Origin of the sequence: Rhodanobacter ginsengisoli, assembly GCF_042657065.1 — a bacterium.
GTDB lineage: Bacteria > Pseudomonadota > Gammaproteobacteria > Xanthomonadales > Rhodanobacteraceae > Rhodanobacter > Rhodanobacter ginsengisoli.
In genome coordinates, this window is record NZ_JBHSNF010000001.1 from 1,946,787 (window position 1) to 1,962,158 (window position 15,372).

11 protein-coding genes are annotated in these 15,372 nt (G+C 66.0%); 5 read left to right on the forward strand and 6 right to left on the reverse strand.

From position 1 onward, the window contains the following. Positions 1-101: 101 nt before the first annotated feature. From ACFPPA_RS09035 to ndk, 4 genes are read right to left on the reverse strand one after another with little or no spacing between them, the layout of a single operon-like run. On the reverse strand, positions 102-1,100 hold the full coding sequence (locus tag ACFPPA_RS09035; protein WP_377319381.1) for a helix-turn-helix domain-containing protein: 999 nt from the start codon (positions 1,098-1,100) through the stop codon (positions 102-104). Further along, positions 1,097-1,885, reverse strand: coding sequence for a type IV pilus biogenesis/stability protein PilW (pilW, locus tag ACFPPA_RS09040; protein ID WP_377319382.1), 789 nt, complete (start codon positions 1,883-1,885; stop codon positions 1,097-1,099). Before pilW ends, ACFPPA_RS09035 begins: the two co-directional genes overlap by 4 nt. Beyond that, a complete protein-coding gene (gene rlmN / locus ACFPPA_RS09045) occupies positions 1,875-3,005 on the reverse strand; it encodes a dual-specificity RNA methyltransferase RlmN (protein WP_377319470.1) in 1,131 nt (376 codons plus the stop codon). Before rlmN ends, pilW begins: the two co-directional genes overlap by 11 nt. Positions 3,006-3,033: 28 nt before the next feature. After that, the gene (gene ndk / locus ACFPPA_RS09050) at positions 3,034-3,459 is read right to left on the reverse strand and encodes a nucleoside-diphosphate kinase (RefSeq protein WP_377319383.1); all 426 of its coding nucleotides are present in this window, start codon (positions 3,457-3,459) and stop codon (positions 3,034-3,036) included. 235 nt (positions 3,460-3,694) lie between these two features. On the opposite strand from ndk, the gene ACFPPA_RS09055 reads away from it, so the two are divergent. The 3 genes from ACFPPA_RS09055 (at position 3,695) to ACFPPA_RS09065 (ending at position 8,071) form a co-directional block, all read left to right on the forward strand. Continuing rightward, positions 3,695-4,309: a TetR/AcrR family transcriptional regulator gene (locus ACFPPA_RS09055; protein ID WP_377319384.1), complete on the forward strand. Its 615-nt coding sequence runs from the start codon at positions 3,695-3,697 to the stop codon at positions 4,307-4,309. Positions 4,310-4,381: 72 nt separating this feature from the next. After that, complete coding sequence (locus ACFPPA_RS09060; RefSeq protein WP_377319385.1) at positions 4,382-6,769, forward strand: 3-hydroxyacyl-CoA dehydrogenase/enoyl-CoA hydratase family protein; 2,388 nt, start codon at positions 4,382-4,384, stop codon at positions 6,767-6,769. Positions 6,770-6,865: 96 nt separating this feature from the next. Then, positions 6,866-8,071 (forward strand): acetyl-CoA C-acyltransferase, encoded by a 1,206-nt coding sequence (locus ACFPPA_RS09065; RefSeq protein ID WP_377319386.1) that lies wholly within the window; start codon positions 6,866-6,868, stop codon positions 8,069-8,071. A 145-nt stretch (positions 8,072-8,216) separates the two neighbouring features. Here ACFPPA_RS09065 and ACFPPA_RS09070 read toward each other — a convergent pair whose 3' ends face one another. Continuing rightward, a complete protein-coding gene (locus tag ACFPPA_RS09070) occupies positions 8,217-9,041 on the reverse strand; it encodes an alpha/beta fold hydrolase (RefSeq protein WP_377319387.1) in 825 nt (274 codons plus the stop codon). A gap of 171 nt (positions 9,042-9,212) precedes the next feature. Here ACFPPA_RS09070 and ACFPPA_RS09075 point away from each other — a divergent pair, with 171 nt between their 5' ends. After that, positions 9,213-11,636 carry a DEAD/DEAH box helicase gene (locus ACFPPA_RS09075; protein WP_377319388.1) on the forward strand — a complete coding sequence of 808 codons (2,424 nt, stop codon included), beginning with the start codon at positions 9,213-9,215 and terminating at the stop codon, positions 11,634-11,636. Further along, positions 11,633-12,448 (forward strand): ribonuclease H-like domain-containing protein, encoded by an 816-nt coding sequence (locus ACFPPA_RS09080; RefSeq protein ID WP_377319389.1) that lies wholly within the window; start codon positions 11,633-11,635, stop codon positions 12,446-12,448. The genes ACFPPA_RS09075 and ACFPPA_RS09080 overlap by 4 nt, the downstream gene beginning before the upstream one ends. A 94-nt stretch (positions 12,449-12,542) precedes the next feature. Here ACFPPA_RS09080 and ACFPPA_RS09085 read toward each other — a convergent pair whose 3' ends face one another. After that, a complete protein-coding gene (locus tag ACFPPA_RS09085) occupies positions 12,543-15,074 on the reverse strand; it encodes a TonB-dependent receptor plug domain-containing protein (protein WP_377319390.1) in 2,532 nt (843 codons plus the stop codon). Between the last annotated feature and the right edge of the window lie 298 nt (positions 15,075-15,372).

Consider the following 15,372-nt stretch of genomic DNA (forward strand, 5'->3'; position numbering starts at 1 on the left):
GCGGTAAACAAAAGGGAAAATCGGTCAGACCCGCTCGTTCCCGGGCGGACAATGCGCAAGCATAACCGAAATGGGCTTCCCGCAGCGTCCGGAAATGCTGATCAGAGGCTGGCTGCGGAAGCCTTGCCGTCCTGCATCTGCATGCGGAAATGCGCGACGTTGGCGTGCCGGAAATCATCCAGCCCCTGCGGTCGGCCATCGATGCTGACGGTCGCACCGCTGACATTGCCGATGCGCACATCCAGCGGCTGGTCGCTGTGATAGGTCTTGTTGCTGCCGGCTGACAGCAGACCGTATTCGAGTCGCGTACCGTCAGCTTCGGTTACTTCAACCCAGCTGGCCGCAGTGAGACTCAGGCTCAGGGCGTGATTGCCCGCGCCATTGTCCGTCGCAGGAGACACAACAGGCTTCGACGGTGGCACGACGTCGTTGCCCATGCTCGGAAACGGTGCCATCGAGGCCATCAGCGGCTGATTCTGATCCGCAGCCGGGGCCGCCTTCGACGACTCCTGCGGAACCACCTTGTCGTTCTGGCGATCAATGTTCTCGCCGACCTTGCTCGCCGATGAGTCCGATTGCGCTACCGGGGTTGCATCCAGCGGGGCCAGGTGGCTCAGGTCGCGGTCCAGGGTGCTGCGCACGCCGAACCAGACCGTCGGCACCGCAATCACGAGGGTCAGCACGACGTAGGTGGCCGCCGTAGCGTAACGATCCAGAAGGAAGCGCGAATGCGAGATACCGCCCGTCGCCACCAGTGGCGCCTCGATCTGCCTGAGGCGATCGAGCTCCACTTGCAACGACGCCTGGTCGATGCCGAGATAACGCCCGTATTTGCTTATGTAGCTGCCCAGATAGACCTTCGAATCAATGCCATCGTACTGGTCACGTTCCAGCTGGCGCAGCACGCGGGCAGGAAGTTTCAGCGTGTTTGCACAGGCCTCCAGATCCAGTCCGCGAGCTTCACGCGCCGCATGCAGCCGACTACCGAAACTCGCGCCGTGGGGCTCTGTCGGCGTCACATCCAATTCGGGCAAATTGATCCCGAACAGATCGGCATCATTCGAACCTTGCGTGGGCGCTTCTGGCTGGATCGAGGTCATGGGCTGGCGGCGTTATCGAGGGCGTGCGCCTGTTCCGAGTCCGGGAACTGGCTTTGCAGTCGCTTGCTGTAAGTGAGGGCGCCTTCCCGGTTGCCCATACTGGATTCAATGTCATGGCCGAGCTTGAGTGAGGCGGCGGTGGGCTTTCCCAAGGCATCGAAACGCTGGAGGAACGCCCGCGCACGGAACGCATCCTTGTTCAGATAGAGCAAGTTGGCCAGTTGGAAGAGTGCCTCCGGATTATTCGGATTTCGCGCGATGGCGTCACGGAAATCCGCTTCGGCGCGGGCGCTGTCATGCGCGCGCAGCTGGCATACGCCGGCATTGGTCAGCGCCCAGTCCGGTGTTGGATAGAACGGGTCGGTCACTGCCTTGCGGAAATAGACGTCCGCTTCCGCATACTTGTTGGCGGAACACAGGAACTGGCCGAGATTGTTGTTCCAGGCACCCTTCGACGGCTCCAGCTCGACCGCCTTGCGGTAATGCTGCTCGGCTTTGGCCAGGTCGCCGATGCGCTCGTAGATCACTGCGATGACGGTATGCGCCGGTGCGTAATTGGGGTCGAACTGCAGCGCCATGGTCAATTTGGCCAGCGCCGTCTGCAGATCGCCAGCAGCCATGTAGTGCTGGCCCAGCTCGGTATGGATGCGTGCCGCGTCCTGCGCCTGGTCGGCCTTGCTGGTCTGCGGCAACGGCTTGCCCAGCGTACTGCTGTCATGGTGCGTGGTGACGCAGCCAGCCACTGACAGCAGCAGGCCGAAGAGCAGTACCCGGTCAAATCGCATGCAATGCTTCCTCATCCTGGCGTTTGCGGAGGTCGGCGCTGCGCCGGGTGCGATCCGTCACCTGCCCCGCCAGCTGACCGCAGGCGGCATCGATGTCGTCGCCACGGGTACGCCGCAACATGGTCAGCACGCCGGCATTGAGCAGCTGCGTCTGGAAATCGCGAATGTCGTTCGCGTCGGAGCGCTCGTAGCGGGTGCCGGGGAACGGGTTGAAAGGAATCAGGTTGACCTTGCAGGTTGGCAGCTTGCGCATCAGCTTGATCAGCTGACGGGCATGCTCGGGCTGGTCATTGACGCCCTTCATCAAGGTGTATTCGAAGGTGATCGAGGTGCGCGGCTTGCGCGCGACCCAGCGCTGGCAGGCGGCCAGCAATTCGGCAATCGGGTAGCGCTTGTTGATCGGCACCAGTTCGGTGCGCAACTCGTCGTTGGCCGCGTGCAGCGAGACGGCCAGCGACACGTCGATGGCATCGGACAGCTGGTCGATCAGCGGCACCATGCCGGCGGTGGACAGCGTGACGCGCTTGGCGGCCAGCCCGAAACCCAGGTCGTCGCGCATCAGCCGCATCGCCCGAACCACGTTGTCGAAGTTGGCCAGCGGCTCACCCATGCCCATCATCACCACGTTGGTGATGCGACGGTTCTGATGGGTGACATTGCCCAGGTATTTCGCCGCCACCCACACCTGGCCGATGATCTCGGCGGTGGACAGATTGCGGTTGAAGCCTTGTGCGCCGGTGGAGCAGAAGCTGCAGTTCAACGCGCAGCCGATCTGCGAGGACACGCACAGGGTGCCGCGGGTCGGCTCGGGAATGTACACCGTCTCGATCGCGTTGCCGCTGTCCATGCCCAGCAGCCACTTGTGCGTGCCGTCGGTGGCGGCCTTGTCCAGCAGCGTCTTCGGCGCGCCGATGTAGCAGACCTCGGTGAGCTTGGCGCGCAGCGCCTTGCCCACGTCGGTCATGTTCTCGAAGTTGTCTTCCAGGTCGTGGTAGATCCACTTCATCACCTGCTCGGCGCGATACGGCTTCTCGCCGATCTGCGTGAAGAAATCACGCAGACCCTGACGATCGAAGTCGAGCAGATTGACCTTGGCTAGTGGATTGTTGACAACCTGGATCACAACTCGTGCCTCACAACATCAGGTCTCAGCGCGAAAGAACTTCGGTCGCGGCAAAGAAGTAAGCGATCTCGTCCCTGGCGGTGTCGACGGCATCGGAGCCGTGCACGGCATTGGCGTCGATCGACTCGGCGAAGTCGGCGCGGATCGTGCCCGGAGCGGCTTCCTTCGGATTGGTCGCACCCATCAGGTCACGGTGGGCCAGCACGGCGTTCTCACCCTGCAGCGCGGAGATCATCACCGGACCGGAGATCATGAACTCGACCAGCGCGTTGAAGAACGGGCGCTCGCGATGCACGGCATAGAAGCCTTCGGCCTCCTTGCGCGACAGCTGTTTCATCTTGGCGGCAACGACCTTCAGGCCGGCCTTTTCAAAACGTGCATAGATTTCACCGATGACGTTCTTGGCGACGGCGTCGGGCTTGATGATCGAAAGGGTGCGCTCCAGCGCCATACGGGTCTGCTCCGGAAAAAACGGATTGAAGGAAAGTGCTTGTCGGTGCTTGCGGACAATAAGGCTAAATCTGACAGAGATTGCGGATTTAGCTCACGAAAGTGTGACAGATTCTAACTCATACGCAAATATTCTGCAGTTTGCAACAAACGATCGTTTGACGGGCGCCGAGCTGTCCGCGTATCCTCAAACGATCGTTTGAACCGGCCGGCCGGCCGAGGGAATCAGCAAGCCCGTGAACAGCCCCGGCTCCACCAAGGAACGCATACTCGGCGCGGCCGAGCTGCTGTTCGCCCAGCGTGGTTTCGATGGCGCCTCGCTGCGGCAGCTGACCGCCGCTGCCGGCGTCAACCTGGCCGCCGTCAACTACCACTTCGGCTCCAAGGAAAAGCTCATCGAACAGGTGTTCCGGCGCCGGCTGGATGCGCTCAACGCCCAACGGCTGGCGGCGCTGGCGAAACTCGCCGATGACAGCAACCGCACGCTCGAAGACGTGCTGGCCGCCTACATCCGGCCCGCGCTGGAGCTCTCCCACGAAGGCAACGGCGCCCTGTTCATGCGCGTGCTGGCCCGCGCCTTCGCCGAGCACGACGACACCCTGCGCCAGTTCCTGTCCGAGAACTACGGCCACGTGATGCGCCAGTTCACCGCCGAATTCGCCCGATTGCTGCCGCAGTTGAGCAAGGAGGAGCTGTACTGGCGCATCGATCTGGTCACCGGCGCTCTGACCCATGCGATGTCCGGCTTCGGCATGATCCAGCGCAAGCGCGATGTCAGCGAGGAAACCCACCGCGAGCAGACCGCGCAGCACCTGATCCGCTTCGCCGTCGCCGGCCTCAGTCACCCCTGATTTTCGTCACTGGCCGGTAACGGCCGTCCCGTCCTGTTCATCGTTTTCGTCATCGCATCATCGGAGAAGCCAATGACCACTGCATCCTCACCTACACCCGCACTACGCATCCGCAAGGCCGCCGTGCTGGGCGCCGGTGTCATGGGCGCGCAGATCGCCGCACACCTGACCAACGCCGGCGTCGAAACCGTGCTGTTCGACCTGCCGGCGAAGGAAGGCCCGAAGAGCGGCATCGCGCTCAAGGCGATCGCCAACCTCGCCAAGCTGTCGCCGGCCCCGCTGGCCGACAAGGCGCTGGCCGCCGCGATCATCCCGGCCAACTACGACGAGGATCTCGCGCACCTGAAGGATGTCGACCTGGTGATCGAGGCGATCGCCGAGCGGATGGACTGGAAGCTGGATCTGTACAAGAAGATCGCGCCGTTCGTCTCCGCCACCGCGGTACTGGCCTCCAACACCTCCGGCCTGTCGATCAACGGGCTGGCCGAGGCGCTGCCGGAAGAAATGCGCCATCGCTTCACCGGCGTGCACTTCTTCAACCCGCCGCGCTACATGCACCTGGTCGAGGTGATCCCGACCCGGCTCACCGACCGGAACGTGGTCGATGGCCTGGAAGCGTTCCTGACCACCACCGTGGGCAAGGGCGTGGTGATCGCCAAGGACACGCCGAACTTCATCGGCAACCGCATCGGCGTGTTCTCGATGCTGGCCGCGATGTACCACACCGACCAGTTCAAGCTCGGCTTCGACACCGTCGACGCGCTGACCGGTCCGGCCCTGGGCCGTCCCAAGAGTGCGACCTACCGCACCGCCGACGTGGTCGGCCTGGACACCATGGCGCACGTCATCAAGACCATGGCCGACACCCTGCCCGACGATCCGTGGCACCGGTACTTCAAGGCGCCGGTGTGGCTGCAGGGCCTGATCGACAAGGGTGCGCTGGGCCAGAAGACCGGTGGTGGCTTCTACAGGAAGGTCGGCAAGGACATCGTGGTACTCGATGTGGCCAAGGGTGATTTCCGCCCGTCCGAGCAAAAGCCGTCCGACGAGGTCGCCGCGATCCTGGCGATCCGCGACCCGTCCGAGAAGTTCGGCAAGCTGCGGGCGTCGAGCGACCCGCAGGCCCAGTTCCTGTGGGCTACGTTCCGCGACCTGTTCCACTACACCGCCTACCACCTGGCCGACATCGCCGACACCGCGCGCGACGTCGACTTCGCGATCCGCTGGGGCTACGGCTGGAAACTCGGTCCGTTCGAGACCTGGCAGGCCGCCGGCTGGCAGCAGGTCGCCGGCTGGATCAACGAGGACATCGCCAGCGGCAAGGCGATGAGCAGCGCCCCGCTGCCGGCGTGGGTCACCGACGGTCGCAGCGGCGTGCACGGCAAGGCCGGCTCGTACTCGGCCAGCGCCAACACCGACAAGCCGCGCTCGCAGCACCCTGTGTACCAGCGCCAGCTGTTCCCCGATCCGCTGATCGGCGAGAAGTTCGACCAGGGCACCACGGTGTGGGAGAACGAAGGCGTGCGGTTGTGGACGCTGGGCGACGACGGCGTCGGCATCCTGTCGTTCAAGACCAAGATGAACACCGTCAACGACCACGTGCTCGACGGTATCCAGCACGCGATCAAGATCGCCGAAGAGCAGCTCAAGGCGGTGGTGATCTGGCAGACCGGCGAACCGTTCTCCGCCGGCGCCGACCTGAAGGGCGCGCTGGGCCTGCTCAAGGAAGGCAAGATCGCGGACTTCGAGAAGATGGTGGAGAACTTCCAGGCTACCAGCATGGCGATCAAGTTCTCGCTGGTGCCGGTGGTCTCCGCCGTGCGCGGCATGGCCTTCGGCGGCGGCTGCGAGTTCCAGATGCATTCGGCGCGCACCGTGGCGGCGCTGGAAAGCTACATCGGCCTGGTCGAGGCCGGCGTCGGTCTGCTGCCCGCCGGTGGCGGCCTGCACGAGCTGGCCGTGCGTGCCGCGAAGGCGAACCCGGGCGACCCGTTCGAGGAACTGAAGAAGGTGTTCGAGACGGTCGCCATGGCCAAGGTTTCCGCCAGTGCGTTCGAGGCGAAGAACCTGGGCCTGCTGCGCGACAACGACGTGGTGGTGTTCAACAGCTTCGAGCTGCTGTACATCGCCAAGCAGGTCGCCCGCGCGCTGGCCGAGAGCGGCTATCGCCCGCCCCTGCCCGGCCGCAACATCCCGGTCGCCGGCGATGTCGGCACTGCCACCTTCAAGGCCTCGCTGGCCAACCTGCAGGCCGGCTACTTCGCCTCGCCGCACGACATCGACATCGCCACCCGCATCGCCGACTGCCTCTGCGGCGGCGTGATCGAGCGTGGCTCGACCGTCGACGAGGAATGGCTGCTGGCGCTGGAGCGCAAGCATTTCGTGGCGCTGGCGCAGACCGAAAAGACCCAGGCCCGCATCGCCCACACCATGACCACCGGCAAGCCTTTGAGGAACTAGTGAGCGCGCACTGCGCGCAGGAGTGAGAAACCAGAGTGGCCTCCACTCACTTCTCATTCCTCTCCACTCTCTTCTTCTTACCTTTTGGAGTTCCCCATGAGCAAGCAAGTGCAAGACGCCTACATCGTCGCCGCCACCCGCACCCCGGTCGGCAAGGCGCCGCGCGGCGTATTCCGCAACACCCGTCCGGACGACATGCTCGCCCACGTGATCCGCGCCGTGATGGCGCAGTGCCCGGGCATCGACCCGCACCAGATCGGCGACGCGATCATCGGCTGCGCGATGCCCGAGGCCGAGCAAGGCATGAACGTGGCGCGCATCGGCGTGCTGCTGGCCGGCCTGCCCGACACCGTGCCCGGCGTCACCATCAACCGCTTCTGCTCCTCCGGCCTGCAGGCCGTGGCGATGGCAGCCGACCGCATCCGCCTCGGCGAGGACGACCTGATGCTCGCCGGCGGCACCGAGAGCATGAGCATGGTGCCGATGATGGGCCACAAGATCGCGATGAACCCCGCGATCTTCAGCGACGAGAACATCGGCATCGCCTACGGCATGGGCATCACCGCCGAGAACGTGGCCAAGCAGTGGAAGGTCTCGCGCGAGCAGCAGGACGCCTTCGCCGTGGAGAGCCACCGCCGTGCCCTGGCCGCCCAGGCAGCCGGCGAGTTCAACGACGAGATCAGCCCGTTCGCGCTGGACGACCATTATCCGAACCTCGTCACCCGCGGCATCGTCACCGACAGCCGCAGCATCAACATGGATGAAGGTCCGCGCGCCGGCACCACGCTGGAAGTGCTGGCCAAGCTGAAGACCGTGTTCCGCAACGGCCAATTCGGCGGCACCGTCACCGCCGGCAACTCCTCGCAGATGTCCGACGGCGCCGGCGCCGTGATGCTGGCCAGCGAGAAGGCGATCAAGCAGTACAACCTGCAGCCGCTGGCCCGCTTCGTCGGCTTCTCCGTCGCCGGTGTGAAGCCCGAGGTGATGGGCATCGGCCCGAAGGAGGCGATCCCGAAGGCGCTCAAGCAGTGCGGCCTGAACCAGGATCAGCTGGACTGGATCGAGCTCAACGAGGCGTTCGCCGCGCAGGCGCTGGCGGTGATGGGCGACCTCAAGCTCGATCCGAGCAAGGTCAACCCGCTGGGCGGCGCCATCGCACTCGGCCATCCACTCGGGGCCACCGGCGCGGTTCGTATCGCCACGCTGCTGCACGGCATGCGCCGGCGCAAGCAGAAGTACGGCATGGTGACCATGTGCATCGGCACCGGCATGGGCGCGGCGGGTATCTTCGAAGCGCTGTAACCGGTTCGTTGCCTGTCGACAGGCAAAAGGCGCCGCAGCGATGCGGCGCCTTTTTCCGTTCAACGGGTTCGGCCAGGCAACACGAACTCCGCCGCACCGAACCACGGGGCATGCCGCGCCGCTGCGCGACACGCCCCGCGAATCGTCAGCTCTTGATGAAAGCCAGCAAGTCGGGGTTGAGGACGTCGGCGTGAGTCGTCAGCATGCCGTGCGGGAAGCCCTTGTAGATCTTGAGCGTGCCGTGTTTCACCAGCTTCGCCGAAAGCAGTGCGGAATCGGCGATCGGCACGATCTGGTCGTCGTCGCCGTGCATGATCAGTACCGGCACATCGATGGCCTTGAGATCGTCGGTGAAGTCGGTCTCGGAGAACGCCTTGATGCAATCGTAATGGGCTTTCGCGCCACCGATCATGCCCTGGCGCCACCAGTTGTCGACGACACCCGGGTAGACCTTGGCGCCGGGCCGATTGAAGCCGTAGAACGGGCCGGACGGCACGTCACGGTAGAACTGGGCGCGGTTGGCGGCGAGCGCGGCGCGAAAACCGTCGAACACCTCGAGCGGCAACCCGCCGGGGTTCTTTTCCGACTTGACCATGATCGGCGGCACCGCACCGACAAGCACCGCCTTGGCCACCCTGCCCTTGCCGTGGCGGGCGACGTAACGGGCCACTTCGCCGCCACCGGTGGAATGGCCGATGTGGATCGCGTCCTTCAGCTCGAGGTGGGCCGTCAGTTCGGCCACGTCGGCCGCATAGGTGTCCATCTCGTTGCCGATGTCGGTCTGGGTCGAGCGCCCATGGCCGCGCCGATCGTGCGCGATCACGCGGTACCCCCTGGACAGGAAGTACAGCATCTGGGTGTCCCAGTCGTCGGCGCTGAGCGGCCAGCCGTGATGGAAGACGATCGGCTGGCCCGAGCCCCAGTCCTTGTAGAAGATTTCGGTTCCGTCCTTCGTGGTGATGCGTGGCATAGCGGAATCTCCTCGATGGTGATGAGTGGACGATGTGCGGGCGGGTGAAAGGTCCGACGACGCGACAAGGCCGACCATGATGCGCACGAGCCACAGCACCCCGTGGCCGCACCATCTCATCCGGTGAGACACCGTCCCGGCCTAATCCCCCGACGCCACCGGGACCACGCCATGAACGCCTTGCCTGACCGCTACGATACCGCCGACGAGCTCGTGCTGCGCGATCCGGGGGACGGCCGCACGCTGGCACAGCGGTTGGCCCGACGCTACGCCGCGCGGATCACCGGTGCCTTCGTGGTGCCGGGCTCGGAAGGGGCGTTCGCGCCGCTGCCCGACGACCTGCCGCCGGCCCTCGCCCAGGCCCTGCGCGCACGCGGCATCGGGCAGCTCTACAGCCATCAGGCCGAGGCCTGGAAGGCGACGCGGTCCGGCGCGCACGTGGCGATCGTCACCCCCACCGCCTCGGGCAAGTCGCTGTGCTACACCCTGCCCGTCATCACGGCGGCAATGACGAACCACGCCAAGGCGCTGTACCTGTTCCCGACCAAGGCGCTGGCCCAGGACCAGGTGGCCGAGCTGCTGGAACTCAACAACGCCGGCGAACTGGGGGTGAAGGCGTTCACCTTCGACGGCGACACCCCGGGCGACGCGCGCCAGGCGATCCGCCTGCACGGCGACATCGTGGTCAGCAATCCGGACATGCTGCACCAGGCGATCCTGCCGCATCACACCAAGTGGGCGCAGTTCTTCGAGAACCTGCGCTACGTGGTGATCGACGAAGTGCACACCTATCGCGGCGTGTTCGGCTCGCACGTGGCCAACGTGATCCGCCGGCTCAAGCGCGTTTGCGCGTTCTACGGCGTCACGCCGCAGTTCATCCTGTGCTCGGCGACCATCGGCAACCCGCGGGAGCACGCCGAGGCGTTGATCGAGGACGCCGTCACCGCGATCACCGAGAGCGGCGCGCCGACCGGCGACAAGCACGTGCTGCTGTGGAACCCGCCGGTAATCAATCCCGACCTGGGCCTGCGCGCCTCGGCCCGCTCGCAGACGAACCGCATCGCGCGGCTGGCGATCAAGTCGGGCATGAAGACGCTGGTGTTCGCGCAGTCGCGCAGCATGGTCGAAGTGCTGACCAGATACCTCAAGGACGTGTTCGACCACGACCCGCGCAAGCCACCGCGCATCCGCGCCTACCGCGGCGGCTACCTGCCGAAGGAGCGCCGCGCCGCCGAACGCGCGATGCGCGCGGGCAGCATCGACGGCATCGTCAGCACCTCGGCGCTGGAGCTGGGCGTGGACATCGGCAGCCTCGACGTGGTCGTGCTCAACGGCTACCCCGGCTCGGTCGCGGCCACCTGGCAGCGCTTCGGCCGCGCCGGCCGGCGCCAGCAGTCGGCGCTGGGGGTGCTGGTGGCCAGTTCCGATCCGCTCGATCAATACCTGGTGCGCCACCCGGAATTCTTCCAGGGTGCGACGCCCGAGCACGCGCGCATCCAGCCCGATCAACCGCTGATCCTGCTCGACCACATCCGCTGCGCCGCGTTCGAGCTGCCGTTCAGCGGCGACGAGCTGTTCGGCAGCGAAGTCGCCACACCGTGGCTCGAGGTGCTGGGCGAGGAAGGCGTGCTGCATCGCGAGGGCGAGCGCTGGGAATGGATCGCCGACAGCTACCCGGCCATCGCGGTGTCGCTGCGCTCGGTCGCCGACGGCAACTTCGTGGTGGTCGACCGCACGGACGGCCGCCAGACCATCATCGCCGAGGTCGACTATTCCGCGGCCGCGGTCACCCTGTACGAGGGCGCCATCCACATGATCCAGTCCACGCCCTACCAGGTCGAGCGGCTGGACTGGGACGGCCGCAAGGCCTATGTCACGCGCACCCAGGTCGACTACTACACCGACGCGATCGACTACACCAAACTGAAGGTGCTGGACTGTTTCGAGTCCGCCCACGCCGGTGCCGGCGAGGCCCACCACGGCGAGGTGCACGTGGTGCGCCGCGTGCCCGGCTACAAGAAGATCCGCTTCTACTCGCACGAGAACATCGGCTACGGGCCGGTCAACCTGCCCGACCAGGAACTGCACACCACCGCCGTGTGGTGGCAGCTGGAACAGGTCGTGCTGGCGGCTGCGTTCGAGGATCGCCAGCAGGCACTGGACGGCTTTCTCGGCGCCGCCAATGCGCTGCATCTGGTCGCCACCGTGGCGGTGATGGCCGAGGCGCGCGACCTGCAGAAATCCGTGGGCAGCGGTGACGGCGCCTGGTTCGTCAGCGCCGACATGCGCGGTCGTGGCCAGCTGCGCGGTGGCGACGGCCAGCCCACCGCGCTGGCGCCGGACGCGCCGTTCACGCCCACCGTCTATCTGTACGACGCCTTCCCCGGCGGCATCGGCCATAGCGAGCCGCTGTTCCTGCGACGCGAGGACCTGGTCGCCCAGTCGGTCAGCCTGATCGAACGTTGTGACTGCCGTGCCGGCTGCCCCGCCTGCGTCGGCCCGGTGCTGGCGGCCGACGAACGTGACGATGCATTGTCCGTCGGCACGCCGAAAGCACTGGCGCTGCGCGTGCTGGCCCTGCTGGTGGCGCTGTGAGTGCCCTGCTCGCAAGGCTGCGCCAGTTGCGCACGCAGGCCGGTCAGGTCGCGCCCGCTGCCACCCGGCCCCCCGCGCTGTCGCCCGAGGTACGCCGCCTGCTGCAGCGTCATGCGCAACTCAAACGCGGAGTCTCCTGCCCCGCCTCGACCGATCGCGACGTGCCCGGCATCGAACTGTCGCCCGGCCTGCGCTACAGCGAGACCTGCGTCGACTGGCTCACCCCGCCCGCGATCATCGACGCCGGCTTCGCCCGGATGGAGCCGGTGCATCACCAGTGCCTGCTGCACTTCGACACCGAGACCACCGGCCTGGCCGGCGGCACCGGCACCCGCGCCTTCATGATCGGCGCCGCCGACTGGATCGACGGCCGCTTCCGCATCCGCCAGCTCACGATCACCAGCATGGCCGCCGAAGCGGCGATGCTGCGGCACTTCGCCGAGTGGATGAGCCCGGACACCGTACTCGTCAGCTACAACGGCAAGTGCTACGACGCACCGCTGCTGGCCACCCGCTATCGCCTGGCGCGGTTGCCGAATCCGCTCGCTGGCCTGGGCCACCTCGACCTGCTGCACCCCGTGCGCCGGCACTGGAAAGGCCAGTGGGAAAATTGCCGACTCGCCACCGCCGAACGGCAGTTGCTGGGCGTCGTGCGCGAGGACGATCTGCCCGGGTCGGAAGCGCCGGCCGCGTGGCTCACCTACCTGCGCGGCGGCTCGGCCCGCAACCTGCGCCGCGTGGCCGCGCACAACGCGCAGGATCTGAAGAGCCTGGCCGGGGTGTTGCTGCGGATGGCGGGCACCGTCGGCTGATCGAGCCGTCCCGGGTTTGCCAGGCGTACCCCGGACATGACGGCGCCGCGCAGGTTTCGCTGCGCGGCGCCGGTGGACGTGGTGCTGCGGGCGGCTAGAACTTGAAGTCGACCCGGGCGTAGTAGTAGCCGCCGTTGATGCCGAACGGCAACGTCTCCCAGCCGTAGGTGAAGCCCAGCTGCGGGAACGGGAAGCCGGTCTGCGGATTCCACTTGTCCGGGTAGGTGTTGAACACGTTGTCGGCGCCGATCGTCAGCCGCGCGTAGTTGGAGAAGCGGTAGGCCACTGCCACGTCCTCCAGCCACTTGCCGCCCCAGGTCTGCTTGATGCCCGGGGTGAAGCCCTGGCCAGTGACCGAGCCGAAGTAGTTGGCGCGCAAGGTCAGGTCCCACGGGCCGTCGTGGTACACACCCTGCAGGATGTGGTGCTGGCGCGGCTGGCCCTGCTCGACCAGGGTGACCTGGGTGTCGTCGAACAGCTGCGTGGGGCTCAGGATCGGCGACTCGGACTTGCGCTTGGTGACCTCGGTCTTGTTGTAGTTCATCGCCGCGGTCAGATCGAGGCTGGAGCCGCCGTCGAACGCAACGCCCTTCTGAATCACCAGGTCGGCACCGGTGGTGCGGGTGTCGATGGCGTTGGTGAAGAACAGCACCTGGCCCACGCCGATCGGATTGAGGATCGCCGCGATCGGGCAATTGGAATTGTTGGCCGCGCACGGCTGGCCGTCCGTGCCCACCGACTCCGGCACGATGTTGCTGGAGAAGATGATCCGGTTCTTGATGTCGATCCGGAACAGGTCCAGCGTCATGGTCAGGTCGTTGCTGGGCGTGTACACGAAGCCCAGCGAACCACTGTGCGAGGTCTCCTGCTTGAGCGGCTGGATGCCGAACGCCCGGGTGACGCTGCTGTTCTGGCGCGCGGTCAGCGTGTCGGTCAACACGCCCTGCGGGTTGAGGTTGGTCGAGCGCTGGCCGTAGAACATCTGCTGCACGCCCGGCGCACGGAACCCCGTGGCAAGCGTGCCGCGAACGGCAAACTTGTCGCTGGCGTCGAAGCGGGCCGAGAATTTGCCGGTGGTGGTGCCACCGAAATCGGAATAGTGCTCATAGCGCCCGGCGGCGCCCAGCAGCAGGCGGTCGGTGACCTGCGACTCCGTGTCGACATAGGCCGCCCAGTTGCTGCGTCCGGCATTCACTGCCTCGGTCGGCGAGAAGCCCGGAAAACCCTGGATGCCCGGCTGCGCAATGTCGCCGGTCTGGCCGTAGATCGGAATGCTGCGATCGTTGGTCCGGCCATAGGAGTACGACACCAGGTCGCCCGGCGTAATCGCATAGACGTCCCTGCGCCACTCCACGCCGGTAGCCACGTCGAGCTTGTCCTTGCCGATGCCCCAGTCGATCGGGCCGCGCACGTCCAGGTTCACCACCGTCTCGTTGAGCTTCAGCGTGCCGGTGTTGGCCGAGGTCGGCGAGCTGTCGTAGGTGCCGCCCGTGCCGTTGGGCTCGTACCACCAGCTCACGTTGACCGAATGCTTCTCGTCGAAGCCGAAGGTGTTGCGACCGCGGTCGATCGAGAAATCCAGGTCCCAGGTGTCGCTGATCGGCGTCCGGTAACCGGCCACGATCGAGGCGTCCTTCACCGTGGTGGTGATGTTGGGCAGGAACCCGTTCGGATACAGCGCCGGCACCGTGCGGTTGTCGCCGGCCGAACGGAAGAACCCGTACGAGCTGCCGCTGCGCTTGGACAATCCACCAAACCAGTACAGCTCGCCGCGCCCGACCGGCAGGCCGCCGTTGAACCAGAAGTAGGCGTCCTTGGCCTTGGCATCGCCCAGGTGCTGGGTCACGCGCGGCGGGTTCACGCGCAGGGTGTCGGGTCCGGCGCGGTTGGTCTCGCCGCGGTCGCGGTACTCGGCGGTGAGGTTCAGGTAACCGTCCTTGCCCAGCTTGAACCCGGTATTGGCGCTCGCCTGCTTGACCAGGCCGTCGCCCTTGTAGGTCTGGCCGACGGTGGACGACACGTAGGTCACGTCGGTCTGCTTCTTCAGCACGATGTTGATCACGCCGGAGATCGCATCGGAGCCGTACTGCGCCGCCGCGCCGTCACGCAGCACTTCGATGCGCTCGACGGCGGAGATCGGGATCGCGTTGATGTCGGTGCCGGCCGAGCCGCGGCCGATGGTCTGCTGCACGTTTACCAGCGCCTGCTGATGGCGGCGCTTGCCGTTCACCAGCACCAGCACCTGATCCGGCCCCAGGCCACGCAGCGTGGCCGGGCGGATGATGTCGGTACCGTCGCTGACGAAGGTCCGCGAGAAATTGAAACTCGGCTCCAGCAGCTGCAGCGCCTGGCCCACCTCGGTGACGCCGGTGTTTTCCAGCTGTTCGTGGCCGATCACGTCCACCGGTGCCGCCGTCTCCGCCGCCGTGCGCTCCTTGGCGCGCGAGCCGATCACCTGCACGCCCGTCAGTTCGGTGACCTTTTTCGTGGCGGGCGTCGCCTGCTCGGCCTGCTGCGCGTGCAGCGGCATCGCCAGCACCGACATCCCCATGGCACACAACGCCACGCTGAAACGCGACAACGCAAAACGAGGACGCGAACCCGCATCCGAATGACGTGCTTTCATGACCTACCTCCCCAGGTGGTGTTACCGGCGGGCCCGTATGGACCTCATTTGTGACCGGCAGGCTACAGCCGCGGGTGAGGCGCCCGCAATCCCGCGCCGCACCAATCCGGCCCGCCCGCGCAGACCACAAATTCGATACCCGACAAGAGTTTGTGTGACAGGATCACTCCCCGTGCCCCGTTGTGCGTCCATCCATCGCGTGACGGACGGTCGGCGATGTGACGCCGGGCACATTCTCCGGAGGCGACCCGCACGGCGGGTCGATGAGCTCATGTCCCGGCGACGGGGAACCGGGCGT